Consider the following 22261-nt stretch of genomic DNA (forward strand, 5'->3'; position numbering starts at 1 on the left):
CAAAATCACAATTTCAAAGAGCGACAAAAACCGACGCACCGTCCTACCCCTTTTCTCGGGGTGTCCCGTGCGCCTTGCTTTTGGTGACCGCTGCAAAGCTCCGTGTGGCGCCCCGCTGCGGTGGAGTGGCATCTATGCGGCGAATCGGACCCCGTCAACGCCTGATTTCACTTTTTTCGCGTCGCTGTGCATTTTTCTCGAAATGGCCGGAACAAATGCGCGGCGACGCAGATATCCGGATCGACCCGGCCATTCGCGATTCCACAAAAGGCTTCGCGATCATGAGGATAGCGGTTTTGCCCTCGGGGCCTGACGGTGCGACAAGTCGTCATGCCTGATCCCCTGCCCTCCGCCCGCCTTCCCCTGATCGAGGCGCTGGCCGCGATCGTCGGCCACCGGCACGTCCTGACCTCCGCGGTCCAGATCGAACCCTATAGCAGCGGCTTTCGCTATGGCGCCGGTCGGGCGGATGCCGTGGTGCTGCCGGGATCGCTCGTCGAATATTGGCGCGTCGCCCGCGCGGTGCTGCGCGACGGTGCGGTGCTGATCTCCCAGGCGGCCAACACCGGACTGACCGGGGGCTCCACGCCTTATGGCGACGATTATGGCCGCACGGTCGTGATCGTGAGCACGCGGCGCCTGAAGGGCGTCGCCCTCCTCGGCGACGGGTGCCAGGTGCTCTGCCTCCCCGGATCGACCCTGTTCGAACTCGAGGCGCAGCTGGGCGCGATCGGGCGCGAGCCGCACTCGGTGATCGGCTCCTCCTGCATCGGGGCGTCGGTCGTCGGCGGGGTCTGCAACAATTCGGGTGGGGCCCTGGTGAAGCGCGGTCCCGCCTATACCGAGCTCGCGCTCTATGGCGCGCTGGGCTCGGATGGCGAGCTGAGGCTGGTCAACGAACTCGGCATCGCGCTCGACTCCGATCCCGAATCGGCGCTGGCGCGACTCGACCGCGGCGAGATCGCGCCCGAGGCGGTCGCCTGGCCGGCGGATCGGCGCGCGTCAGACCGCGACTATGAGGCCCATGTCCGCGATATCGACTCGCCCGGCGCCGCACGCTTCAACGCCGACCCGCGCTGCCTGCACGGCGCATCGGGCAGCGCCGGCCGGCTGGTGGTGTTCGCGGTCCGCCTCGACAGCTTCCCGCAGGAGCGCGATAGCCGCGTCTTCTATGCCGGCGCCGGCGATCCCGCCGCCTTCACGCGGCTGCGGCGCGCGATCCTGGCGAGCGGTGCCGAACTGCCGATCGCCGCGGAGTATCTCCACCGCTCGGCGTTCGACGTCGCCGCCCGCTACGGCAAGGACATGTACCTCGCGCTCGACCTGCTCGGGACGGCGCGGCTGCCGCGCCTGTTCGCCGCCAAGCGCCGGATCGACCGGATCGGCGCCAGGCTGGGCCTGCGCGGCGGCCTGAGCGACCGGATCGCGCAACGCGTGGCCGGGTGGTTTCCCGGCCATCTGCCCCGCCGGCTGCGCGAGTGGCGCGACCGGTTCGAGCATCATCTGATGATCAAGGTGTCGGGCAGCGGCGCCGCAGCACTGCGGGAGCGGCTGAATGCCCTCACCGCCGAGGGCGGCGACTGGTTCGAATGCACCGCCAGGGAAGGCGCCGCCGCGTTCCAGCATCGCTTCGCCGCGGCAGGCGCCGCGGTCCGCTACCGCGATATCCACGCGGCCGAGGTCGAGGACATCGTCGCGCTCGACATCGCCCTGCCCCGCAATGCCGAGGACTGGTTCGAGACGCTCCCGCCGGAGATCGCGACCGACATCCTCCAGCCGCTCTATTACGGCCATTTCCTCTGCCACGTGTTCCACCAGGATTATCTGGTGCGAAAGGGCGCCGATCCCGAAGCGGTGAAGACCCGGATGCTCGCCCTGCTCGATGCGCGCGGCGCGCAATATCCGGCCGAGCATAATTTCGGCCATCTCTATGCCGCGCCCGACAGCCTGGCGGCGCATTATCGCCGGCTCGATCCCGCCAACCAGCTCAATCCCGGCATCGGCAAGACGTCGAAACGCGCCGGCTGGGCCTGAAGCGACCGTCGCGGGGGTGGTTTGCCCGCGTCCGTCCCCATATTGAGCGGCGCATCTGCCCCGGCGGGCGGCATGATTTCAACCGACCTGGAGAACGACATGACGGCATATCCGGAGCTGGGGCTCTATATCGACGGCGAATGGATCGGCACGGCGGGCCGCGAGAAGATGGCGGTGCTCGACCCTGCCACCGGCGAGTCGCTGGGCGACCTGCCGCTGGCCGGGGCCGCCGATCTCGACCGCGCGCTCGAGGTTGCCGATCGCGGGTTCCGTCGCTGGCGCGACACGGCGCCCGAGGCGCGCGCGACCATCCTGCTGCGCACCGCCGCGCTGATCCGCGAACGGATCGACGCACTGGCGGAGATCGCGACTCGCGAACAGGGCAAGATCCTCGCCGAGGCCAAGGGCGAAGGCCTGGCGGCCGCGGCGATGCTCGAATTCCAGGCGGGCGAGACCGTGCGCATCTATGGCCGCATCCTGCCGCGCCCTGCGGGCATGCGCTCGCTGGTGCTGCACCAGCCGGTCGGCCCGGTCGCCGCCTTCTGCGCGTGGAACTTCCCGCTGCTGAACGTGGTGCGCAAGATCTCTCCGGCGATCGCCGCAGGCTGTTCGATCATCCTCAAGCCGAGCGAGGAAACGCCGGGCAGCGCGGTCGCGATCCTGAAATGCTTCCAGGATGCCGGCCTGCCGGGCGACGTCGCCCAGATCTTGTTCGGCGTGCCCGACATGGTGTCGCGGCACCTGCTCGCCTCGCCGGTGACCCGCAAGCTGAGCTTCACCGGATCGGTCCCGGTCGGCAAGCATCTCGCCCGCCTTGCCGCCGATTCGATGATGAAGACGACGATGGAGCTGGGCGGACACGGCCCGGTGCTGGTATTCGACGATTGCGACCTGGAGCGCACGCTCGACACGCTGGTCACGCACAAGTTCCGCAATGCCGGCCAGGTCTGCGTCGCCCCCACCCGCTTCTATGTTCAGGACGGGATCTACGAAGCCTTCGCCCAGGGCTTTGCCGAACGCACGCGCAAGGTGAAGCTGGGCAGCGGCCTCGACTCGGGCGTGCAGATGGGCCCGCTGGCCAATCCGCGCCGGCCCGAGGCGATCGGTGAGCTGATCGAGGATGCCCGCTCGGCCGGCGCCCGCGTTCTGGCGGGCGGCAGCGTGATCGAGGGCAAGGGCTTTTTCTTCGAACCCACCGTGATCGCCGACGTCCCGCTGGAGGCGCGGGCGATGAACGAGGAGCCGTTCGGCCCGCTGGCGCTGATGCGTCCCTTCGGCACGATCGAGGAAGCGATCGGCCAGGCCAACCGCCTGCCCTTCGGCCTTGCCGCCTATTGCTTCACCGAGAATGCCCGGCGCCAGAACCTGCTCGCCGACGCGATCGAGGCGGGCATGGTGTCGATCAACGCCACGCGCTTGACCTGGCCCGACGCGCCGTTCGGGGGAATGAAGGACAGCGGCTTCGGGTCGGAGGACGGTCCCGAAGGGATCGCCGCTCATCTGACGACCAAGGCGGTGCACATCGCCTGATCGCCGTCCGCTTCAGCCTGTCCTGCGCTGCCGCAGCTTGCGGTCGCACAGCGCATGACAGGCGTCGGGGCATGGGCTGCGCCGGTTCGGCGGGTCCTGCCCCGGCAGCGGAATGCGCTGGCCCAGGCAGGTGGTCATCATCAGCCCCGGCGCGTCGGCGGCGAGGGACGGCCCGGCCTGACCCAGCGTCAGCGCCGCCGCCACGACCGGGAGCAGCGCCAGCCGCATCTCAGATCGCGCTGCTGAAACGCGTCGGCGACGGCGCGCGATAAGGATCGATCGTCGCCGCAATGCTGCGCGCATAGGGCAGCGCCTCGTCGGGGATCCGCACGCGGCTGCCTTCCCAGATCACCAGTCCGCGATCCTCGAACCGCAGCATCCGGCTGCGGATGTCGAGCAGCTCGGGAAGACCCGACAGGTCGGCACTGCCGGCACACAGCAAAGCTTCGATCGCCCTGCCGCGGCGCTGATCCAGCGTCGACCGGATGATGCCGCGCGCCGTTGCGAACCGGCCATTGCCGATCTGCAGGTGATAGCGGCCGCTATTCTTCTCGTTCTGCAGCAGCGCCCCGGGAAAGGCGCTGATCGACGAGGCGCCGAGACCGATCAGGATTTCGGCCGGGTCCTCGGTAAAGCCCTGGAAATTGCGGCGCAGCCGTCCGGTCCGCGCCGCCTCGGCGATCGCGTCATGCGGCAGGGCGAAATGATCGAAGCCGATCGGCCGGTAGCCCGCGGTCTTCAGTCGGGCGTGACCCAGCCCCGCCTGGAGGAAGCGCGCCTCCGCATCGGGCAGCGCGCTGGCATCGATCTGGCGCTGGCGCGGGATCAGATGCGGCACATGGGCATAGCCGAACACCGCCAGCCGCTCGGGCCGCAGCCCGATCGCCTGAGTCAGCGTTTCGTCCAGGTCACCCGGCTGCTGCCCGGGAAGCCCGTACATCAGGTCGAAATTGAGCGAGTCGATTCCCGCCTCGCGCAACAGGCCGACGGTGGCGACGACGTCCTCCAGCGGCTGGACCCGGCCGATCGCCGCCTGGATCCGCGGCACGAAGGTCTGCACGCCCAGGCTGGCGCGGCGTACGCCCTGCCAGTTCAGCGCCTCGGCCCATTCGCGGTCGAAGCCGCGCGGGTCGAGCTCGATCGAGACGATCGGATCGGTCACCGCGAACGCCTCGCGCACTCGGCGCATCAGCGCATCGAACTGCTGCGGCGAGATCGCATTGGGGCTGCCCCCGCCCAGCGCGATCCGCTCGACCCTGGCCCGGCCATCCAGCGCGCGGGCGACCTGATCGATCTCCTCGCCGAGGCGCTGGAGATAGGCAGCAAGCCGCGCGCCGCGATTGGCGGCGCCGGTGTTGCACCCGCAATACCAGCACAGCTCGCGGCAATAGGGGATGTGGAGATAGAGCGAGATCCGCTCGCCCTCGCGCACCCCGGCCAGCGCCGCCTCGAAATCAGCCGGGCCGACCGACTCGGTGAATTCGGCCGCGGTCGGGAAGCTCGTATAGCGGGGGACCGGGGTTGCGAGCAGGTCTGGATGATAGCGCCACATGCGCATTCCATGCCGCGCGCGCGATCCGCGCCCCTTGATCGCGGTCAAATCGCGGCTTGAGCGCGCGCAAGGCAGGCGCCTTGCGACGGGCCTAGCCCGGCCTCGTCAACAAGGAGGCAGAAGCCATGAACAGATCGATCCTCTTCCTCGCGCTGGCCGCGTCCGCGGCGGGGATTACCCCGGCATGGGCGCAGGACAGCGAGGGCGTGTCCGCCGGCGACGTGCTGGTGCGCGTCCGCGCGATCGCGGTCGTGCCAAACGAGCGGTCGAGCGGCATCGCCCCGACCTTTCCGGGCGAGAAGCTGGCGATCGACGCGGCGGTCATGCCCGAGGTCGACGTGACCTGGATGGCGACCGACCATATCGGGTTCGAGCTGATCGCGGCGACGACCAGGCACACCGCGTCGGGCCGGACCGGCACGACCGGCGCGATCGGCGACCTCGCCTCGACCTGGGTGCTGCCGCCGACGCTGACGGTGCAATATCACTTCAATCCGAAGGGTAAGGTCCGCCCCTATGTCGGTGCCGGGCTGAACTACACCATCTTCCATAGCGAGAAGGCATCGAAGGGGCTGACCGATGCGGTCGGCGCGACCCGCGTTTCGATGTCGGACAGCTTCGGCTGGGCGGCGCAGGCCGGCGTCGATGTGGCGATCGGGCCGCGGACCTTCCTGAACCTCGACATCAAATATATCGACATGGACAGCGACGTGACGCTGCGCACCGCCGCGATCGGGACGCAGAAGGTGCGCGCCCATATCGACCCGCTGGTGATCGGCGCGGGCATCGGCTTCCGCTTCTGAATCAGGTTCCGCAATGAAAAGGGGGCCGGTCGCGACACCGGCCCCCTTTTTTATGCGCGGCCTCGCAGCTCAGTCCCAGCTCTCGGGCTCCTCGTCGATCAGGATGCGCAGCGCGGCGCCGTCGAGATCCTCGAACTGGCCCGACCGCGCCGCCCAGAAGAAGCTGGCGAGGCCAAGCAGCCCCAGCGCCAGCGCGATCGGGATCAGTAGCGCGACTCCATTCATCGGGCGGCGCCTCTCAGGCGCAGCGCGTTCGCGACCACGATCAGCGACGATCCCGACATCGCCAGCGCGGCGATCAGCGGGGTGACCAGCCCGGCGATCGCCAACGGCACCGCCAGGACATTATAGCCGATCGCGATCGCGAAATTCTGTCGCACCACCCGCATCGTCCGGCGGGCCGCCGACACCGCGATTGGCACGGGGGCGAGGCGGTCGCCGAAGAAGAGCAGATCCGCGGCGAGCTGGCCGACGTCGCTGGCCGAGGCCGGCGCCATCGACACATGCGCCGCCTTCAGCGCGGGGCCATCGTTCAGCCCGTCGCCGACCATCAGCACCCGGTGTCCGCCACGCTGCAACCGGTCGATCGTCTCATGCTTGGCGGCCGGCGAGGTGCGCGGCAGGCCGAGAATGCCCAGCCGCCGGCTCGCCTCGGCGACGACCACCGCGCTGTCCCCGGAAACCAGCATCGCCGGCAATCCCTGCGCCCTCAACCGGGCGACCGCTTCCACCGCATCGGGCCGCAGCCGGTCGGCGAAACCGATGCGATGGACCGCGCCGCCCTCGATCGCCAGCGTGCATCCGGCAAGCGTAGCCGCCGTGGAAACGGGTGTCGCAGATGCGATCCCCCGCGCCCAGTCGTCGCGGCCCAGCCTTACCTCTCGCCCGTCCCACCGTGCGCGGATGCCCAGCCCCGGCGTCTCCTCGACCTCATCGATCAGCGCGGGCGTCACGTTGCGCTCGCCCACGCTTCGGGCCAGCGCAACGCTCAGCGGATGACGGCTGGCCTGGGCAAGCGCGATCAGCAGCGCCGGTTCGCCAGGCAACTCCGGCATGCCCTCGACGGGGATCAGGCTGCCCAGGGTCACCGTGCCGGTCTTGTCGAGCAGCACCTCGTCGACCTCGGCGAGCCGCTCGAGCGCCGACCCGTCCTTGATCAGGATGCCCGCGCGCATCAGCGCGCGCGAGGCGACGACCTGGGCGATCGGCACCGCCAGACCCAGGGCACAGGGACAGGTGATGATCAGCACCGCGATGGCGATCATCGCCGACTGATGCACCCCGGCGCCCGCCACAAGCCAGCCGAGAAAGCTCAGCGCCGCCAGGCTGTGCACCGCGGGGGCGTACAGCCGCGAGGCGCGGTCGGCGATCCGGACATAGCGCGACCGCGACTGGCCGGCGCTTTCCATCAGCCGCGCGATATCGGCGATGACCGTGTCGGGACCCGCCGCGGTCGCGCGCAGCGTCAGCGGCGCGGTCAGGTTGATCGTTCCCGCCAGCACCCGCCCACCCGGTTCGACCGGTTCGGGCGCGCTCTCGCCGGTGACCAATGCTCGGTCGACGCTGCTGCACCCCGACTGGACGATGCCATCGACCCCGATCCGCTCGCCCGCCGCGACCAGCACGCGCATTCCGGGCTCGACCAGCGCGGCGGCATGGCTGCGCACGCTGCCGTCGGGGCCGATCAGCATCACGTCCTTCGGCACCAGCCGCAGCAATTGGGCAACCCCGTCCTGCGCCCGCGCCCGCATCACGCTGTCGAGGAAGCGCCCGGCCAACAGGAAGAACAGCAGCATGATTGCGCCGTCGAAATAGGCGTGCGGCCCGCCGGTCGCGGTCTCGTACAGGCTCATCGCGGTGGTCAGCACGACGCCGATCGCGATCGGCACGTCCATGTTCGTCCGCCCGTACTGCAGCGCGCGCCACGCACTGATGAAGAAGCTGCGGCCGGCATAGGCGATCGCGGGGATCGCGATCAACGCCGACAGCCAGTGGAACAGATCGCGGGTCGGCCCCTCCGCCCCCGACCAGACCGACACCGACAACAGCATCACGTTCATCGAGGCGAAGCCGGCCACCGCCAGTGCCAGCATCAGCGCGCGGCTTTCGCGCTTGTCCTGCGTCGCTTCGGTCCCGGCGAACAGGTGCGCCTCGAACCCGATCCGGCGCATCGCCTCGCACAAATCGGCGGCCTCCAGCTCCGCGCCGTGGCGGACCGCGACCCGCCGGGTGGTGAAGTTCACCCGCGCCCCGCGGACGCCCGGCACCGACGCCAGGCCATGTTCCAGCCTGGCGATGCAATTGGCGCAGCGCAGCCCCTCGACCGCGAATTCGGACCGCAGCGTGTCGGCGGGATCGAGCGTGGCTGCGGTCATCGCCGCACCTCCTCTTCGAATCGCGCGGTCTCGCCATGCGCTCGAACTTCGAACCGGATCTGCCAGCGGCCCGCCGGCAGGGCCGCCGCACTGCGATAGCGGCCCGGCCCCTCGTCCACGAAGGTCAGCCGCTGCGCCGGCAACCGACCAAGCGGATGGCTGGCGACTGCACTCACCTTGGCGCCGGACACCGCGTCGCTGCCGCGCTCGATCCGCGCCTCGACCCGCCCGCTGCCGTCGAGCTGCGAGGCGATGCGCCACCCCGCCGCATCCTGCGCCCGGGCTGCGGCCAGCCAGTCGTTGAACTGGCGGCTGGCGACATAGCCATTATCCGCGACCAGCCCGCCAAAGGTCCGCGACGCCTGGGTCGCCATATAGAGGTTCACCGCGATCACGACGGCGAAGAAGGCGACCATGATGCCGGCCATGTGCCAGCCGGTGAAGCGACGCGTCATTGCCGGACCTCCGGGCGTTCGAAATAGGAATCGTCGCTGTCGCCGCCGCCGTCCCGGTCCAGCCCTCGGACGGTGAAGCGCAGCGGGGATCGCGCATCGCCTGCAGCGGGCGCCGCAACGAACAGCGGGACCTTGGCCACCTGGTCGGCGCCGACCTCGACCTGCACCGACGTCGCGCCGGCCTCGCGGCTGCCGGTCTCGGTCCACACCACGCCGTCGAAGTCGGCGATGCCGATCTCGACGCGGCGCGGCCGGGCTTCCATGTTGCGGATCTTCACCGTGTAGCTGTTGCGGATCGCGCCGTCGGACAGGCGGACCCAGACCGGATTGCGCGCCTGCTGCACGCTCAGGTCCAGCCGGGTGCGCGCGCCGAGCGCGAACAGCATCGCCAGCCCGATCGCGATCCAGGCGGCGGAATAGAGCAAGGTGCGCGGCCGCATCAGCCTGCGCAGCGGCGAGATCGTCGGCCGGGCTTCGCGCGCCAACGCCTCGTCAGCGGCGGTGGTATAGCCGATCAGCCGCGGCGGGCGGTCGAGCTTGGCCATCACCTGGTCGCAGGCGTCGATGCACAGCGCGCAGGTGATGCAGCCGACCTGCGGCCCCTCGCGGATGTCGATGCCGGTCGGGCACACCGCCACGCAGGCATTGCAGTCGATGCAATCGCCAGTCGCGATCGGCGCGACCTCGCCGTCCCGGGCCAATGCGCGCTTCAATCCGCGGCTGCGAGGCTCGCCGCGCCACGCCTTGTAGGTGACGACCAGTGACTTCTCGTCGAGCATCGCCCCCTGGATGCGCGGCCAAGGGCACATATAGATGCATACCTGTTCGCGCAGGAAGCCACCGAGCACGAAGGTGGTGCAGGTGAGGACGCCGATGGTGGCATAGGCGACGAACGGCGCCTGCCCGGCCACCACGTCGCGCATCAGCGTCGGCGCATCTGCGAAGTAGAAGATCCAGGCCCCGCCCGTGGCCACCGAGATCGCCAGCCAGATCGCCCATTTGCTGCCGCGCCTGGCGATCTTCTCGAGGCTGAGCGGCGCATTCTGCAGCCGGATCTGGGCGTTGCGATCCCCGTCAATCGCGCGTTCGACGTGGAGAAACAGGTCGGTCCACACCGTCTGTGGACAGGCATAGCCGCACCAGGCCCGCCCCACCGCCGAGGTGACGAGGAACAGGCCGATGCCCGCCATGATCAGGAGGCCGGCCACATAATAGAATTCGTGCGGCCAGATCTCGATCGAGAACATGTAGAAGCGGCGATGGGCGAGATCGACCAGCACCGCCTGGTCGGGCGCCCAGGGCCCGCGGTCCCAGCGGAGCCAGGGCGTGACGTAATAGATGGCGAGCGTCACCGCCATGATCGCCCATTTCAGGCGGCGAAACGTTCCGTCGACCCGGCGCGGGAAGATCTTCTGCCGCGCCTCGAACAGGCGGAGGGGAGCGGCGTTCGCCACGTCATTTCCTCGCTGTCGCCGGAACCGTGGCGGCCGGTGCCGATGTCGGAGCGATTTCAGCGGCCGGCGTCGGATTGGCCTCACCCCCGCCCAGCGAATGGACATAGGCGGCCAGCATCTTGATCGTCACGCCGTCGAGACGGCCGGCCCAGGCGGGCATGATGCCGTAATGGGCGTTGCGTACGCTGTCGGCGATGCTGTCGCGGTCGCCGCCATACAGCCAGATCGCATCGTTCAGGCGCGGTGCGCCGACTGCGCGGCTGCCCTCGCCGCTCGCCCCGTGGCACACCGCGCAATTCGCCTCGAACAGCGCGGCGCCGCGCTGTGCCGATGCGCTCGGCTTTTCCTGGCCGGAGATGCGGCGGACATGCGACACGACATCGTCGATCTGGTTGCGGTCGAGGATGCCGTCGCGGCCGAAGGCCGGCATCTGCGACATGCGGGTGGCGTCGTCGCCGGGCTGGCGGATGCCGTGGCGGATCGTCTGTTCGATCGTGGCGATGTCGCCGCCCCACAGCCAGTCATCGTCGTTCAGATTGGGATAGCCCGGGCTGCCCGCGGCGCCCGATCCGTGGCACTGGACGCAATTCACCTTGAACGCGGCGCGCCCGCCCTCGACCGCGATTCCCATCAGCCGCGGATTGCCCGGAAGCTGGTCGATCGGGGTGCGCGCCAGCTCGGCTAGGACCGGCGCGCGGCGCGCGGCCTCGGCCGACATCTCGCGGTCGAGCTCGCCGGTGCTGCTCCAGCCGAGCACGCCCGCGGTCGCGCGGTCGATCAGCGGCCAGGCCGGATAGGCGATGCAATAGCCGATCGCGAAGACGATCGTGGCATAGAAGGTCCACAGCCACCAGCGCGGCATCGGCGTATCGAGTTCCTCAATGCCGTCCCATTCATGACCGACGAACCGGGTTCCGGTCGCGTCGTCGATCCGTTTGTCGTCAGCCATCGTGACGCTCCCCCTCTTCCAGGATGCTGTGGGCCGCACTGTGGTGGTCGCGGTGCGCGCCGGGCCGGAAGGTCCAGCCGACAAAGCCGACGAACATCGCGGTCATCGCGACCAGTCCCCAGCTGTCGGCGAAATGGCGGATCAGGTCGTAGGTCACTTCGCCTGCTCCCGTGCCCGCGTCTTGCCGAAATCGACCTGGGTGCCAAGCGACTGGAGATAGGCGACCATCGCGTCCATCTCGGTCAGGCGCGACGGATCCCCGTCGAAGTCGCGCGACTGGGCCTTGGGATAACGGCGCTCCAGATCGGCCTTGTCGCCGTCGCCCATGCCGGCCTGGGTCAGAAGGTCGGCCGACGCCTTTTCGACATCCTCGTCGCTATAGGGAACGCCGACGCCGCGCTGCGCCTTCAGATGGGCGGACATGTCGGTGGCGTTCAGGTCGCGCGCCGCCAGGAAGGCGTAGGGCGGCATGATCGATTCGGGCACCACCGCGCGCGGATCCTTCAGGTGCTGCGCATGCCATTCGTCCGAATAGCGCCCGCCCACCCGCGCCAGGTCCGGCCCGGTGCGCTTCGACCCCCATTGGAACGGGTGGTCGTACATGCTCTCTGCCGCCAGGCTGTAATGGCCATAGCGTTCGACCTCGTCGCGGAACGGGCGGATCATCTGGCTGTGGCAGCTGTAGCAGCCCTCGCGGATATAGATGTTGCGCCCGGCCAGCTCGAGCGGGGTGTAGGGCCGCACGCCCTCCACCGGCTTCACCGTCGAGTCGATCCAGAACAGCGGCGCGATCTCGACGATGCCGCCGATCATCACCGTCACCAGCGCAAGCGCGCCGAGCAGGGTGACGTTGCGCTCGATCTTCTTGTGGTTGCTGAGAAAACCCATGGCTGCCCCCTTATCGAGCGGTTGCCGGCACCAGCGGGCGGTCGCGCGCCGGGTCGAAGGTCGGGGAGGACATCGGCGCCTCGTCGCGCAGGCGGCCGCGGATGGTCATCCAGATGTTCCAGGCCATGAAGACCGCGCCGATGAAGTAGAGCAGCCCTCCCGCGGTGCGGATCAGGTAATAGGGGTGCATCGCCGCGACGACTTCGGAGAAGGCGTAGACCAGGTAGCCGTCGGCCCCGTATTCCCGCCACATCAGCCCCTGCATGATGCCGGCGACCCACATGGACGCGGCGTAGAGGACGATGCCCAGGGTCGCGCACCAGAAGTGCCAGTTGACCATGCGCAGCGAGTAGAGCCGGGTGCGGCCCCACAGCCGCGGCGCCAGGAAGTAGATCGCGCCGAAGGTGATCATCCCGTTCCAGCCCAGCGCGCCGGAATGGACATGGCCGATCGTCCAGTCGGTATAGTGGCTGAGCGAGTTGACGCTCTTGATCGACATCATCGGGCCTTCGAAGGTGCTCATCCCGTAGAAGGCGAGCGCGAAGACCATCATCCGGATGATCGGGTCGGTGCGGATCTTGTCCCAAGCCCCGTTCAGCGTCATCAGGCCGTTGATCATGCCGCCCCAGCTGGGCATCCACAGCATGACCGAGAACACCATGCCCAGCGTCTGCGCCCAGTCGGGCAGCGCGGTGTAGTGGAGGTGGTGCGGACCCGCCCAGATATAGAGGAAGATCAGCGACCAGAAGTGGATGATCGACAGCCGGTAGCTGTAGATCGGCCGCTCGGCCTGTTTCGGCACGAAGTAATACATCATGCCGAGGAAGCCGGCGGTCAGGAAGAAACCGACCGCGTTATGGCCGTACCACCACTGGGTCAGCGCATCCTGCACGCCGGCAAAGGCGGAATAGGATTTGGACCCGACCCAGGACACCGGCAGCGACAGGTTGTTCACCAGGTGCAGCATCGCCACGGTAATGATGAAGCCGAGGTAGAACCAGTTGGCGACATAGATATGCGGTTCGGACCGCTTCACGATCGTCCCGCCGAAGACGATCAGATAGGCGACCCAGACGATGGTCAGCCAGATGTCGACATACCATTCGGGCTCGGCATATTCGCGGCCCGCGGTGATCCCCATCAGATAGCCGCTGGCGGCCAGTATGATGAACAGCTGATATCCCCAGAACACGAACCGCGCGAGGCCGGGCGCGAACAGCCGGGCGCGGCAGGTGCGCTGCACGACATAGAAGCTCGTCGCGATCAGCGCGTTGCCGCCAAAGGCGAAGATCACGCCCGAGGTGTGCAGCGGCCGCAGCCGGCCGAAGGTGGTGAAGTCGAAATTCAGGTTGAGCAGCGGGAAGGCAAGCTGCGAGGCGATCACGATCCCGACCAGGAAGCCGACCAGCCCCCAAAACACGGTCGCGATCACGCCCCAGCGGATGACGTCGTCATAATATTCCGACGCCTGGACCGTGGCCGTGGGCTCGGCGCGGCCGATCTTGCCCATCACGGCGAAGGCGGCGAGCGCAGTCGCCGCCGCGCAGATCAGCATGTGCACGCTGAAGCCCCAGTCGGCCGCAGCCGCCGCCGCAAACAGGCAGGCGACCGCGATCACCGCCAGCCCCACCCCTCTTGTCCCGATGTCGTCCATCTTCCCGCCTCGTCCAGATCAGGCTCGCGGGGTGGACGCTGGCAACTCGCCTTTCTTTGATCGCGGTCAAATCGCGCAATCGGACCGGCCCGTAGGTCGGGTCTCGAGGCGGGGCCGGGGATGGCGCTCCGCAGGCGGGAGTTGATCCGATGGGATGCGAGACAGGCGGAACGATGGCAAGCGCGGCCGAGGCGATGCCCGATCGCTGCGCCGACTGCGAGATCCGGCGCGTCGCACTGTGCGGGCAGATCGATGTGAGCGCGCTGCGCAGGCTCAACACCCTGTCGCACACCGAGCGGCTACGCGCCGGCAGCACCCTGTTGTGGGAAAGCGAGTCGGCCGATGTCGTGGGCATCGTCCGCACCGGCCTGCTCAAGCTGACCGCCTCGCTCGAGGACGGGCGCGAGCAGACGCTGGGGCTGGCCTTTCCCGGCGATTTCATTGGCCGCCCCTTCGCTGCCGACATGGAGCATAGCGTCACCGCGATCGCCGACAGCACCATCTGCACCTTCAGCCGCACCCGGTTCGAGGCGCTGGCCGGCGAGGTGCCCGATCTCCAGCAGGCGCTGCTGGTGCGCACCTTCAAGGATCTCGACCGCGCACGGCGCTGGATGCTGCTGCTCGGCCGCAAGTCGGCGGGCGAACGCGTCGCCAGCCTGTTGCTGGAGACGGCCGAGGCAAATGGCGCCGATCCGGGCGAGCCGGTGCCGCTGCCGCTGTCGCGACAGCAGATCGCCGATGTGCTGGGCCTGACGATCGAGACCGTCAGCCGCAAGATGCACCTGTTCGCGCGCAGCGGCGTCATCGCCCTGCCCAGCCTGCGCAGCTTCACCGTCGAACGCCCGGGCGAACTCGCCCGACTGGCGGCCTGAGCTTGATGGCAATCAAGGCGCCCGAAGCTGCTCGCGGCAAGCTGGGCAGGAGGCGCGCTGTACGATCGTACAACAAGCCCGCGCCGCGGAGGTCGAGATGAAGAATATCCTGGTGCTGATCCATGACGATGCCGGTCAGGAGGCGCGGCTGCAGGCGGCGCTCGACCTGACGCGGGCGCTCGACGGGCATCTGCGCTGCATCGACGTCACCCCATTGCCGGTGCCGGCCGACGACCTGGTGTTTGCCGGCGGCACGGTCGCGCTGCTGGCGGACGCGCAGGCGCGCGAGGCGGACAATCGGCGACGGACCGAAGCGCGGCTGGTGGCGCAGGAAATTTCCTACGACTGGATCGACATCACCTCGACCCTCGAGTCGGCGCTGCGCGACGCCAGCGCGGTGGCGGACGTGATCGTGCTGAACTCGCGGATCGACGCGGATCCGGAGCTGCCCATGCGCGGCCTGGTTCGCGACATGATCGTCCAGACCGGCAAGCCGGTGCTGGCCGTCCCGCCCGCCTGTCGCGAGTTGGCACTGTATGGCCATGCGCTGATCGCCTGGGACGGCTCGGCCGGCGCCGAGGCGGCATTGCGCTGCGCGGTGCCGCTGCTGATCCACGCGACCCAGGTCACGCTGGTCGAGATCGGCGAGCATGGCGGAGGCGTGCCGGCGCAGGAAGCGGCCGTCTATCTGCATCGCCACGGCATCCGAGCCACGGTGCTGCCGCTGCCCGCGCCGCGCGAGCAGGTGACCGAGACGCTGCTGGCGGAAGTCGATGCGGCGCGCGCCGACTATCTGGTCATGGGCGGGTTTGGCGGCAACCGGCTGGTGGAGGCGCTGTTCGGCGGGGTGACCCGCACCATGCTCGCCGACAGCCGCGTGCCGCTGTTCCTGGCGCATTGAGGGACCCGGCGTGACCCTTGCGCGCAGGATCCTGATCGTCGACGCGCATCCCGATCCCGATCCGGCGCGGTTCGTCCATGCGCTGGCCGACGCCTATCAATCCGGCACCGCCGAAGCAGGGCGAGAGGTTCGGCGGATCGACCTCGCGCGCCTGCCCTTCGACCTGCTGTCGAGCCGCGCGGCATGGGAGGGCGAAACGCCGCCCGCGCCGATCGCGGCAGCTCAGGCCGATATCGGCTGGGCCGAGCATATCCTGTTCTTCTATCCGCTGTGGCTGGGCGACATGCCGGCGCTGTTGAAGGGATTCCTCGAGCAGGTCGCCCGCCCGGGCTTCGCCATGGGCACCGGCCCCAGCCCCAAGCCGCTGCTGAAGGGCAAGTCGGCAAGGATCGTCGTGACGATGGGCATGCCCGCGCTGTTCTACCGCTTCTTCTACCGCGCCCACAGCCTCAAGAGCTTCGAGCGCAACATCCTCAAGTTCGTGGGGATCAAGCCGGTAACCCATTCGATCGTCGGGAATGTCGAGGGCGACGCGGCGCATCGCCTTCGCTGGCTGGAGCGGATGCGGGCGCTGGGCCGCGACGAGACGCCGGACTGACCGGCCCCGACAGCGGCAGGTCGATCCTGACCCGCAGACCGCCCAGCGGCGCCTCGCCCAGCGTCAGCGTCCCGCCGAGCCCCGCGGCGGTACGCAGCGCCGATGCAAGCCCGAGCCCGGCACCGCCACCCAGCCCGTTGCCGCGCGCCGGATCGAGCCGATGGAACGGCAGCAGCGCCTCCGCGCGGTGATCGGGCGGGATGCCCGGGCCGTCGTCATCGACAAGGATCGTCGCCCGGTCCTTGTCCGCGATCAGCGACACGACGATGCGGGCGGCATGGCGTCGGGCATTGCCGATGAGGTTGTCGATCATCCGTCGCAGCGCCACCGGACGCCCCGGCAGGCCGAGCTCGTCGGGTCCGTCGAACCGGATCTGCGCGCCGGCGTCGCCGGCATCGTCCACCGCGGTGGCCAGCAGCGCCGAAAGATCGACCAGCCGGACCGCTTCCTCGTCGCCGCTCCGGACATAGGCAAGGGTCGACTCGATGAACCGCTCCATCTCGGACAGGTCCCCGGCGATGCCTGATTGAGCCTCGTCATCGTCGAGCAGCGACGCGCGCAGCTTCAGCCGCTGGATCGGCGTGCGCAGGTCGTGCGACACCGCGACCAGCGCCTGGGCATGATCCTCCATCATCCGCAACAGCCGGGTCTGCATCGCGTCGAACGCGATCGCCACCCGTCGAACCTCGTCCGGGCCTTCGGGCTCGATCCGGCCGAGCCGCCCCCTTCCGGTCGCGTCGGCGGCCTCGGCCAGCGTGCGCAGCGGACGGACCAGCGCGCGAACCATCGCCAGCGCGACGCCGAGCACCATCGCCATCAGCAGCAGATGGAAGGCCACGATCATGGCGAGCGGCAGCGGCGCGCCGAGGAACGGGGTGACGCGAAAGGTGACGAAGCTGCCGTCGGAAAGCTCGAGAGCTCCGACCAGGTCGCGCCGCCCCGGTGCTTGCGACGGCAGGAGGCTGAGCCGCAACCGGTCCCCGTCAAGCCGCGGCGCCGCGCCGGCCAACCGCGCGCGCATCGCCGCCAATGGCTCGAGCGACGGGCTGAAATCGGTGATGACCGTCGCCGGGACCCAGTTGAGCGCCAGCCCGGGCGCGGAGATCGCCCGCATCCTGGCCGCCCGCCCGGCCTGCGGAACGCTCGCCGCAACCTGCTCGGCGTGGATCAGCCGTGCGGCGATCTGCCTGCTGTCGTCACGCGACACCAGCAGGCGCATCTCGATCCGGTGCAGCACCAGGTTGCCGGCCAGTTCGAGCCCCAGCGCGCACAGCAGCACCAGGGCGATGCGCGCAACCATGCCCCGGGACCGGCGCAGGCTCACGCGCCGGCGATCGTCACGTCGGCCGCGAACATATAGCCCACACCGCGCACCGTGCGGATGATCGGCACTGCCCGCCTGCCATCGCCGATCTTGCGGCGCAGCCGGCTGATCAGGACGTCGATGCTGCGATCGCTGGGCGGGCCGACGCGCGACCGGGTGAGTTCGAGCAGCCGCTCGCGCCCGATCATCCGCTGGGGCTGGCGCAGCAGGGTGAGGAGCAGTTCGTGCTCGGCTCCGGTCAGCGACACATCCGCCCCGGCGGGGGAGATCAGTTCGCGCATCCGCGGACGATATTGCCAGCCGGCGAATTCGAGCCGCTGGTCGGGCGGCGGGACATCGAGCGGAACATGCGCCTCGCCCGTCCGGCGCAACACCGCGCGGACGCGGGCGAGCAGTTCCGACCGCCCGAACGGCTTGGCGATATAATCGTCGGCGCCCAGATCGAGCCCGGCGACGCGGTCGGCTTCCTGCCCGCGCGCACTGACCATGATTACCGGCACCCGGCTGCGCTCGCGGATGCGGCGGCACAGTTCCAGCCCGGACGGTCCCGGCAGCATGATGTCGAGCAGGACCAGGTCGACTGCACGATCGGTCATCGCCTGTTCCAGCTCGGTGCCGTCGCCGACGCCGGTGGTCTCGTAGCCCGCCTCACGCAGCAGCCGCGTCAGCAGCGTGCGCAGCGCCGCATCGTCCTCGACCACCACGACGTGGCTGGGCGCGCCGGGGCGCTGTACCGGTGCATCGGCCGGGGCCGGCCGGGCGGCGGGAGCGGGTGGTCCCCCGGCCTGAGCAAATTGTAACAAAGCATGTCTCCTGCCTCGAAAAGCCTGTCCGCCGATTGACCCGCACCCGGCCAATCGTCACTGCGCCGCCCGAGATTGCTAATGGTTCTCAATATCGGGGGAATGATGCAGGCCTATACACTAATGCGCAACCGGCCGGTGGCAACCGGCACGGCGTCGATCGCACTCGCCATGGCGCTGGCTCTGCCCGCCGCCGCCCAGACCGCGCAGACCGGCACCCCCGAAGGCGAGGCGCAGGACACGATCGTCGTGACCGCCGCCGGGTTCGAGCAGAAGATCGAGAATGCGCCGGCCAGCGTGACCGTGATCCGCCGCCAGGACCTGCAGGAAAAGCGCTTCGGCAGCCTCGCCGAGGCGCTGGGCGATGTCGAGGGAGTCGATGTCGGGCAGAGCGTCGGCAAGACTGGCGGGATGACCATCTCCATCCGCGGCATGCCGGCCGACTATACGCTGGTGCTGGTCGACGGCCGCCGCCAGAATGCCCCGGGCAACGTCACGCCGAACGGTTTCAACGAGACGTCGAGCGGCTTCCTGCCGCCCTTTTCCGCGATCGAGCGGATCGAGGTGGTGCGCGGGCCGATGTCGACGCTCTACGGTTCGGACGCGATGGGCGGCGTGGTCAACCTGATCACGCGCAAGGTCGGCGACCGCTGGATCGGCACCGGCACCGCCGAGGCGACGATCCAGAGCGACGGCGATTTCGGCAATCAATATTCGGGCAACGCCGATCTCCAGGGACCGCTGGTTCGCGACCTGGTCGGGCTGACGCTGCGCGGCAGCTATTTCAAGCGCGAGGCGTCGGACCTGAGCTACGACGATGCGGCAGGCGATCCCGTCGAGGTCAGCAAGCGCGGGCCCAGCCCGGTAGAGGCCGATATCTACACGCTGGGCGGCCGCATCTCGGCGACGCCGCACGCCGATCACGACCTGTGGGTCGAGGTCGACATCGCGCGCCAGTGGTACGACAATTCCGCCTCGCAGCTCGGCACCGGTACGGTCCAGGGCGGCTATGGCCCCGAGATGAGGTTCAACCGCGACAATTACGTGCTGGCGCACAGCTGGCGCGCGGGCTTCGCCAACATCGACACGACGCTGACGCGCAACATCACCGAGACGTTCGGCCGGACCATCCCGCCCGGCACGCCCGGCAAGACCGCGGGCGATGCGCGCCCGCTGAAGGCGACCAACACGATCCTCGACAGCCGCGCGGTGGTGCCGCTCGATCCGGTCATGCTGACGCTGGGCGGGCAATATTGGAAGGCCGAGATGATCGACGGCGTCGCGGTCGCGCCCTATGAATTCGTCCAATGGGCGCTGTTCGGCGAAGGCGAGATCCGGCTGGCCGACTCGTTCCGCCTGACACTGGGCGCGCGCTATGACGATCACGAGACGTTCGGGGGCAAGCTGTCGCCGCGCGCCTATGCGGTGTGGAACGTCACCGACGCGCTGACCGTGAAGGGCGGCGTGAGCCGCGGCTTCAAGACGCCGCGCCTCGACCAGATCACGCCGGGCATCACCGGTTTCACCGGCCAGGGCACCCGCCCGTCGATCGGCACGCCGGACCTGAAGCCCGAGATCAGCACCAGCTACGAGCTGGGCGTGTATTTCGACGCCGGCCCGGTGTCGGGCAACGTCACGCTATTCAACAACGACTTCACCAACAAGATCGCCGCCGGCGTCGGCATCGCCAATTGCAGCTTCGCCGCCGCGCCCGACCGGCCGGGCTGCGTCGATGTCGGCAACTTCCCGCTGGTCGACCTCTATGCCCAGTCGATCAACGTCGACGAGGCGGTGACCCGCGGCCTGGAGGCGTCGGCGCGGATCGAATTCGCCACCAACCTGTCGCTGGGCGTGAACTACACCTATACCGAGAGCGAGCAGAAGAGCGGCGCGCAGGCGGGCCAGCCGCTGGTCAACACGCCGAAGCACATGATCAACGGCAATCTGCGCTGGCGGCCCGTTCAGGGTCTCAGCACGTGGCTGCGAACCGAGATCCGGTCGAGCCGGTCCCGCGGGGTCGGCGTCGAGCAGACCGCGCTGGGCGACTATAAGGGCTATGCGCTGTTCCAACTCGGCGGCAGCTACGACATCACCCCGAACGTGAAGCTGAGCGCGGCGGTGTACAATCTGCTCGACACCGACTTCGTCGGCTATCTGCCCTATCAGAACGGCGCGACGACCGCCTATGCGTCCGAATATGCCAATCTGCAGGAGCCCCGCCGCCTCTGGCTGAGCGCGACGTTCGACTTCTGATCGATCGCACCTCCCGTCCGGGCGCCCTTCGCGTCAGAGCGCCCGGAAGGTGAAGTTGCGGAAGCGTGCCTGGCCTTTGCCCGCCGAATACAGGCCGGGCCGCAGCATCAGGAAGCCGCCGCGCACATTATGGTGATAACCCGACACCTCCATCCCGCGATCGAACCGCCGCCAGGTCCGGCCGCCGTCGCCGCTGGTGTCGTAGGTGACGATGTGGCGCTCGTTGGTGACGCGCATCCGCATCTGCCGGCCGTGCGGATTGGCGGGCCGGCCGCGCTCGATGCCATATTGGTGGGTGACGAAGCGCTGCGCATCGAAGCCCAGCCCGCAATAGAGCTGGCGATCGTAGAACAGCACCAGCCCGGCGACGCCGCCATCCTCGATCTCGATATCGCATTCGAAGCGATAGGCCTGGTCGCCCGCGATCAGCAGCAGCGGGGATGAATCGACCGGCGCCTTGCCCGCCGCGTCGAGGATCAGCGTGTTGCGATCGACGCGAACCCGCTTCGCCTCCTCGGGGCGCGGCTGGAAGAAATTCCATTTGCGGCCCAGCTCCAGCGTCGAGAAATCGTCGGACAGCGCCATGCCGTGGGTCACCGCGCTGCCGCCGCGCGGCTTGCGGATCGGCCGGGACAGATCGCCGCCGGTCATCCGGAACCAGCCGTCCCGGGTCCATTCGACCGGATCGAGCAACGCCTGACGCCCGAGCGTCCAATAGCCATTCTCATAGCCATGATAGACCGACCACCAGCTGCCGTCGGGGCCTTCGACCAAGGTCGCATGGCCACGCGACCACCATTTCTCGCGCAGGTCGGTCGTCCGCACGACCGGGTTGGCGGGGCAATCCTCCCACGGCCCGTGGATCGATTTCGATCGCGCGGCGATGACCATATGGCCGGTGGGCGGTCCCGCCGTGCCGCCCACCGCGGTGATCAGGTAGAAATAGTCGCCCCGGCGCAGGATTTTCGGCCCCTCGGGCGAGAATCCCTCGACGACCCAGTCGGAGGGGTAGCGCCATGGGTCATAGACATGCTCCACCTTGCCGACGGTGCTCAGCCCGTCCTCGGCCAGGCGGATGCGGTCGCCGCCCGACAGAAACAGCCAGCGTGATCCGTCCTCGCCGACGGCATGGCCGGGATCGATATGGGCGGGCAGGTGCAGGTCGATCGGCTCGCTCCACGGTCCCTCGATCCGGTCCGCCCACAGCACATAGCTGGTGTTGGGCGACGCCTTGACCGGAACGTAGAGGAAATAGCGCCCCTTGTGCTTGCACAGTTCGGGCGCCCAGACCGACCCGATATTCTTCTGCAGCGCGGCGGTGACCGGCTGCCAGTTCACCAGGTCGCGCGAGTGCCAGATGACCAGCCCAGGATAGGAATCGAAGGTCGAGAAGGTCATGTAATAGTCGGCACCATCCTTCAGGATGGTTGGATCGGGATGGTCGCCCGCCATCAGCGGGTTGAGGAAGCTGCCATTGCCGAGATCGGCGATCCGCTGATTGTCGAAACCGCGCTTCCAGTCGGGGATGGTCGCCGATGCCGCCTGCGCGTATCCGGCCTGCCCGATCCCCGGAACGCTCAGGGCGGGCGCCGCGAGTCCCGCCGCCAATGCCTCGCGTCGCGTCAGCCGTCCCACATGCCTCTCCTTTGATCGGCCATCGTTATGACACCGGTTTCTGCGATGTCAAAAGCAGGTGCGGGCGGCGGTACCGGGCGCTATGGTGGCGCCAACCGCGTGACTGGCGATCGGATGGAGTACCATCGGGGAGCGCGGGGCCGATGCCGCATCGCCTGGGCACCCCTGAACGAGGAGGACC

The 22261-nt window shown here is 68.8% G+C and carries 20 protein-coding genes and 1 riboswitch; of the genes, 7 read left to right on the forward strand and 13 right to left on the reverse strand.

What is annotated here, in order from left to right; translation table 11 throughout:
• Positions 1–330: 330 nt before the first annotated feature.
• Both dld and TPR58_RS14825 read left to right on the forward strand, forming a co-directional pair.
• On the forward strand, positions 331–2034 hold the full coding sequence (dld, locus tag TPR58_RS14820) for a D-lactate dehydrogenase (protein WP_346247483.1): 1704 nt from the start codon (positions 331–333) through the stop codon (positions 2032–2034).
• Between the two features lie 99 nt (positions 2035–2133).
• The gene (locus TPR58_RS14825) at positions 2134–3564 is read left to right on the forward strand and encodes an NAD-dependent succinate-semialdehyde dehydrogenase (RefSeq protein WP_346247484.1); all 1431 of its coding nucleotides are present in this window, start codon (positions 2134–2136) and stop codon (positions 3562–3564) included.
• A gap of 12 nt (positions 3565–3576) precedes the next feature.
• Here the strand turns inward: TPR58_RS14825 and TPR58_RS14830 are convergent, their stop codons facing one another.
• A complete protein-coding gene (locus TPR58_RS14830) occupies positions 3577–3792 on the reverse strand; it encodes a hypothetical protein (protein WP_346247485.1) in 216 nt (71 codons plus the stop codon).
• Between the two features lies 1 nt (position 3793).
• Entirely contained in the window at positions 3794–5116 is a 1323-nt protein-coding gene (hemN, locus tag TPR58_RS14835; RefSeq protein WP_346247486.1) for an oxygen-independent coproporphyrinogen III oxidase, read from the reverse strand.
• A gap of 125 nt (positions 5117–5241) precedes the next feature.
• Between hemN and TPR58_RS14840 the strand changes: the two genes are divergently transcribed.
• A complete protein-coding gene (locus TPR58_RS14840; protein WP_346247487.1) occupies positions 5242–5919 on the forward strand; it encodes an OmpW/AlkL family protein in 678 nt (225 codons plus the stop codon).
• Positions 5920–5988: 69 nt separating this feature from the next.
• Here the strand turns inward: TPR58_RS14840 and ccoS are convergent, their stop codons facing one another.
• From ccoS to ccoN, 8 genes are read right to left on the reverse strand one after another with little or no spacing between them, the layout of a single operon-like run.
• On the reverse strand, positions 5989–6144 hold the full coding sequence (gene ccoS / locus TPR58_RS14845) for a cbb3-type cytochrome oxidase assembly protein CcoS (protein ID WP_346247488.1): 156 nt from the start codon (positions 6142–6144) through the stop codon (positions 5989–5991).
• Positions 6141–8294, reverse strand: coding sequence for a heavy metal translocating P-type ATPase (locus TPR58_RS14850; protein WP_346247489.1), 2154 nt, complete (start codon positions 8292–8294; stop codon positions 6141–6143). The genes ccoS and TPR58_RS14850 overlap by 4 nt, the downstream gene beginning before the upstream one ends.
• Positions 8291–8749, reverse strand: a complete 459-nt coding sequence (locus TPR58_RS14855; RefSeq protein ID WP_346247490.1) for a FixH family protein — start codon at positions 8747–8749, stop codon at positions 8291–8293. Before TPR58_RS14855 ends, TPR58_RS14850 begins: the two co-directional genes overlap by 4 nt.
• Positions 8746–10308 (reverse strand): cytochrome c oxidase accessory protein CcoG, encoded by a 1563-nt coding sequence (gene ccoG / locus TPR58_RS14860; RefSeq protein ID WP_428835720.1) that lies wholly within the window; start codon positions 10306–10308, stop codon positions 8746–8748. Before ccoG ends, TPR58_RS14855 begins: the two co-directional genes overlap by 4 nt.
• Entirely contained in the window at positions 10205–11152 is a 948-nt protein-coding gene (gene ccoP, locus TPR58_RS14865; protein WP_346247492.1) for a cytochrome-c oxidase, cbb3-type subunit III, read from the reverse strand. Before ccoP ends, ccoG begins: the two co-directional genes overlap by 104 nt.
• Positions 11145–11309, reverse strand: a complete 165-nt coding sequence (locus TPR58_RS14870; protein ID WP_346247493.1) for a cbb3-type cytochrome c oxidase subunit 3 — start codon at positions 11307–11309, stop codon at positions 11145–11147. The genes ccoP and TPR58_RS14870 overlap by 8 nt, the downstream gene beginning before the upstream one ends.
• On the reverse strand, positions 11306–12040 hold the full coding sequence (gene ccoO, locus TPR58_RS14875) for a cytochrome-c oxidase, cbb3-type subunit II (protein ID WP_346247495.1): 735 nt from the start codon (positions 12038–12040) through the stop codon (positions 11306–11308). The genes TPR58_RS14870 and ccoO overlap by 4 nt, the downstream gene beginning before the upstream one ends.
• A 10-nt stretch (positions 12041–12050) precedes the next feature.
• Positions 12051–13694: a cytochrome-c oxidase, cbb3-type subunit I gene (ccoN, locus tag TPR58_RS14880; RefSeq protein ID WP_346247496.1), complete on the reverse strand. Its 1644-nt coding sequence runs from the start codon at positions 13692–13694 to the stop codon at positions 12051–12053.
• 173 nt (positions 13695–13867) lie between these two features.
• Between ccoN and TPR58_RS14885 the strand changes: the two genes are divergently transcribed.
• The 3 genes from TPR58_RS14885 to TPR58_RS14895 all read left to right on the forward strand — a co-directional run bounded on the left by TPR58_RS14885 (position 13868) and on the right by TPR58_RS14895 (position 16065).
• Positions 13868–14566, forward strand: a complete 699-nt coding sequence (locus TPR58_RS14885) for a Crp/Fnr family transcriptional regulator (RefSeq protein WP_346247497.1) — start codon at positions 13868–13870, stop codon at positions 14564–14566.
• Positions 14567–14663: 97 nt separating this feature from the next.
• Positions 14664–15467: a universal stress protein gene (locus TPR58_RS14890; protein WP_346247498.1), complete on the forward strand. Its 804-nt coding sequence runs from the start codon at positions 14664–14666 to the stop codon at positions 15465–15467.
• 10 nt (positions 15468–15477) lie between these two features.
• Positions 15478–16065 carry an NAD(P)H-dependent oxidoreductase gene (locus tag TPR58_RS14895; RefSeq protein WP_346247499.1) on the forward strand — a complete coding sequence of 196 codons (588 nt, stop codon included), beginning with the start codon at positions 15478–15480 and terminating at the stop codon, positions 16063–16065.
• Here the strand turns inward: TPR58_RS14895 and TPR58_RS14900 are convergent.
• Both TPR58_RS14900 and TPR58_RS14905 read right to left on the reverse strand, forming a co-directional pair.
• A complete protein-coding gene (locus tag TPR58_RS14900) occupies positions 15956–17365 on the reverse strand; it encodes an ATP-binding protein (protein WP_346247500.1) in 1410 nt (469 codons plus the stop codon). The two genes, TPR58_RS14895 and TPR58_RS14900, sit on opposite strands and share 110 nt — an antisense overlap.
• A 20-nt stretch (positions 17366–17385) precedes the next feature.
• Positions 17386–18093, reverse strand: a complete 708-nt coding sequence (locus TPR58_RS14905; protein WP_346247705.1) for a response regulator transcription factor — start codon at positions 18091–18093, stop codon at positions 17386–17388.
• A 180-nt stretch (positions 18094–18273) separates the two neighbouring features.
• Between TPR58_RS14905 and TPR58_RS14910 the strand changes: the two genes are divergently transcribed.
• Positions 18274–20445, forward strand: coding sequence for a TonB-dependent receptor domain-containing protein (locus TPR58_RS14910; protein WP_346247501.1), 2172 nt, complete (start codon positions 18274–18276; stop codon positions 20443–20445).
• A 33-nt stretch (positions 20446–20478) separates the two neighbouring features.
• On the opposite strand, the gene TPR58_RS14915 is transcribed toward TPR58_RS14910, so the two are convergent.
• Positions 20479–22071 (reverse strand): family 43 glycosylhydrolase, encoded by a 1593-nt coding sequence (locus tag TPR58_RS14915; RefSeq protein WP_428835727.1) that lies wholly within the window; start codon positions 22069–22071, stop codon positions 20479–20481.
• 98 nt (positions 22072–22169) lie between these two features.
• Positions 22170–22248, forward strand: a riboswitch (ZMP/ZTP riboswitch).
• The last annotated feature ends 13 nt before the right edge of the window (positions 22249–22261 follow it).

Origin of the sequence: Sphingomonas rustica, from assembly GCF_039652585.1 — a bacterium.
Classification (GTDB): domain Bacteria; phylum Pseudomonadota; class Alphaproteobacteria; order Sphingomonadales; family Sphingomonadaceae; genus Sphingomonas; species Sphingomonas rustica.

Bases quoted from the DNA above. Each gene is read 5' to 3' on its own strand.
- dld (WP_346247483.1), top strand. From the start codon at position 331: ATGCCTGATCCCCTGCCCTCCGCCCGCCTTCCCCTGATCGAGGCGCTG.
- TPR58_RS14825 (WP_346247484.1), top strand. From the start codon at position 2,134: ATGACGGCATATCCGGAGCTGGGGCTCTATATCGACGGCGAATGGATC.
- TPR58_RS14830 (WP_346247485.1), bottom strand. From the start codon at position 3,792: ATGCGGCTGGCGCTGCTCCCGGTCGTGGCGGCGGCGCTGACGCTGGGT.
- hemN (WP_346247486.1), bottom strand. From the start codon at position 5,116: ATGTGGCGCTATCATCCAGACCTGCTCGCAACCCCGGTCCCCCGCTAT.
- TPR58_RS14840 (WP_346247487.1), top strand. From the start codon at position 5,242: ATGAACAGATCGATCCTCTTCCTCGCGCTGGCCGCGTCCGCGGCGGGG.
- ccoS (WP_346247488.1), bottom strand. From the start codon at position 6,144: ATGAATGGAGTCGCGCTACTGATCCCGATCGCGCTGGCGCTGGGGCTG.
- TPR58_RS14850 (WP_346247489.1), bottom strand. From the start codon at position 8,294: ATGACCGCAGCCACGCTCGATCCCGCCGACACGCTGCGGTCCGAATTC.
- TPR58_RS14855 (WP_346247490.1), bottom strand. From the start codon at position 8,749: ATGACGCGTCGCTTCACCGGCTGGCACATGGCCGGCATCATGGTCGCC.
- ccoG (WP_428835720.1), bottom strand. From the start codon at position 10,308: ATGTCCATTCGCTGGGCGGGGGTGAGGCCAATCCGACGCCGGCCGCTG.
- ccoP (WP_346247492.1), bottom strand. From the start codon at position 11,152: ATGGCTGACGACAAACGGATCGACGACGCGACCGGAACCCGGTTCGTC.
- ccoO (WP_346247495.1), bottom strand. From the start codon at position 12,040: ATGGGTTTTCTCAGCAACCACAAGAAGATCGAGCGCAACGTCACCCTG.
- ccoN (WP_346247496.1), bottom strand. From the start codon at position 13,694: ATGGACGACATCGGGACAAGAGGGGTGGGGCTGGCGGTGATCGCGGTC.
- TPR58_RS14885 (WP_346247497.1), top strand. From the start codon at position 13,868: ATGGCAAGCGCGGCCGAGGCGATGCCCGATCGCTGCGCCGACTGCGAG.
- TPR58_RS14890 (WP_346247498.1), top strand. From the start codon at position 14,664: ATGAAGAATATCCTGGTGCTGATCCATGACGATGCCGGTCAGGAGGCG.
- TPR58_RS14900 (WP_346247500.1), bottom strand. From the start codon at position 17,365: ATGGTTGCGCGCATCGCCCTGGTGCTGCTGTGCGCGCTGGGGCTCGAA.
- TPR58_RS14910 (WP_346247501.1), top strand. From the start codon at position 18,274: ATGGTTCTCAATATCGGGGGAATGATGCAGGCCTATACACTAATGCGC.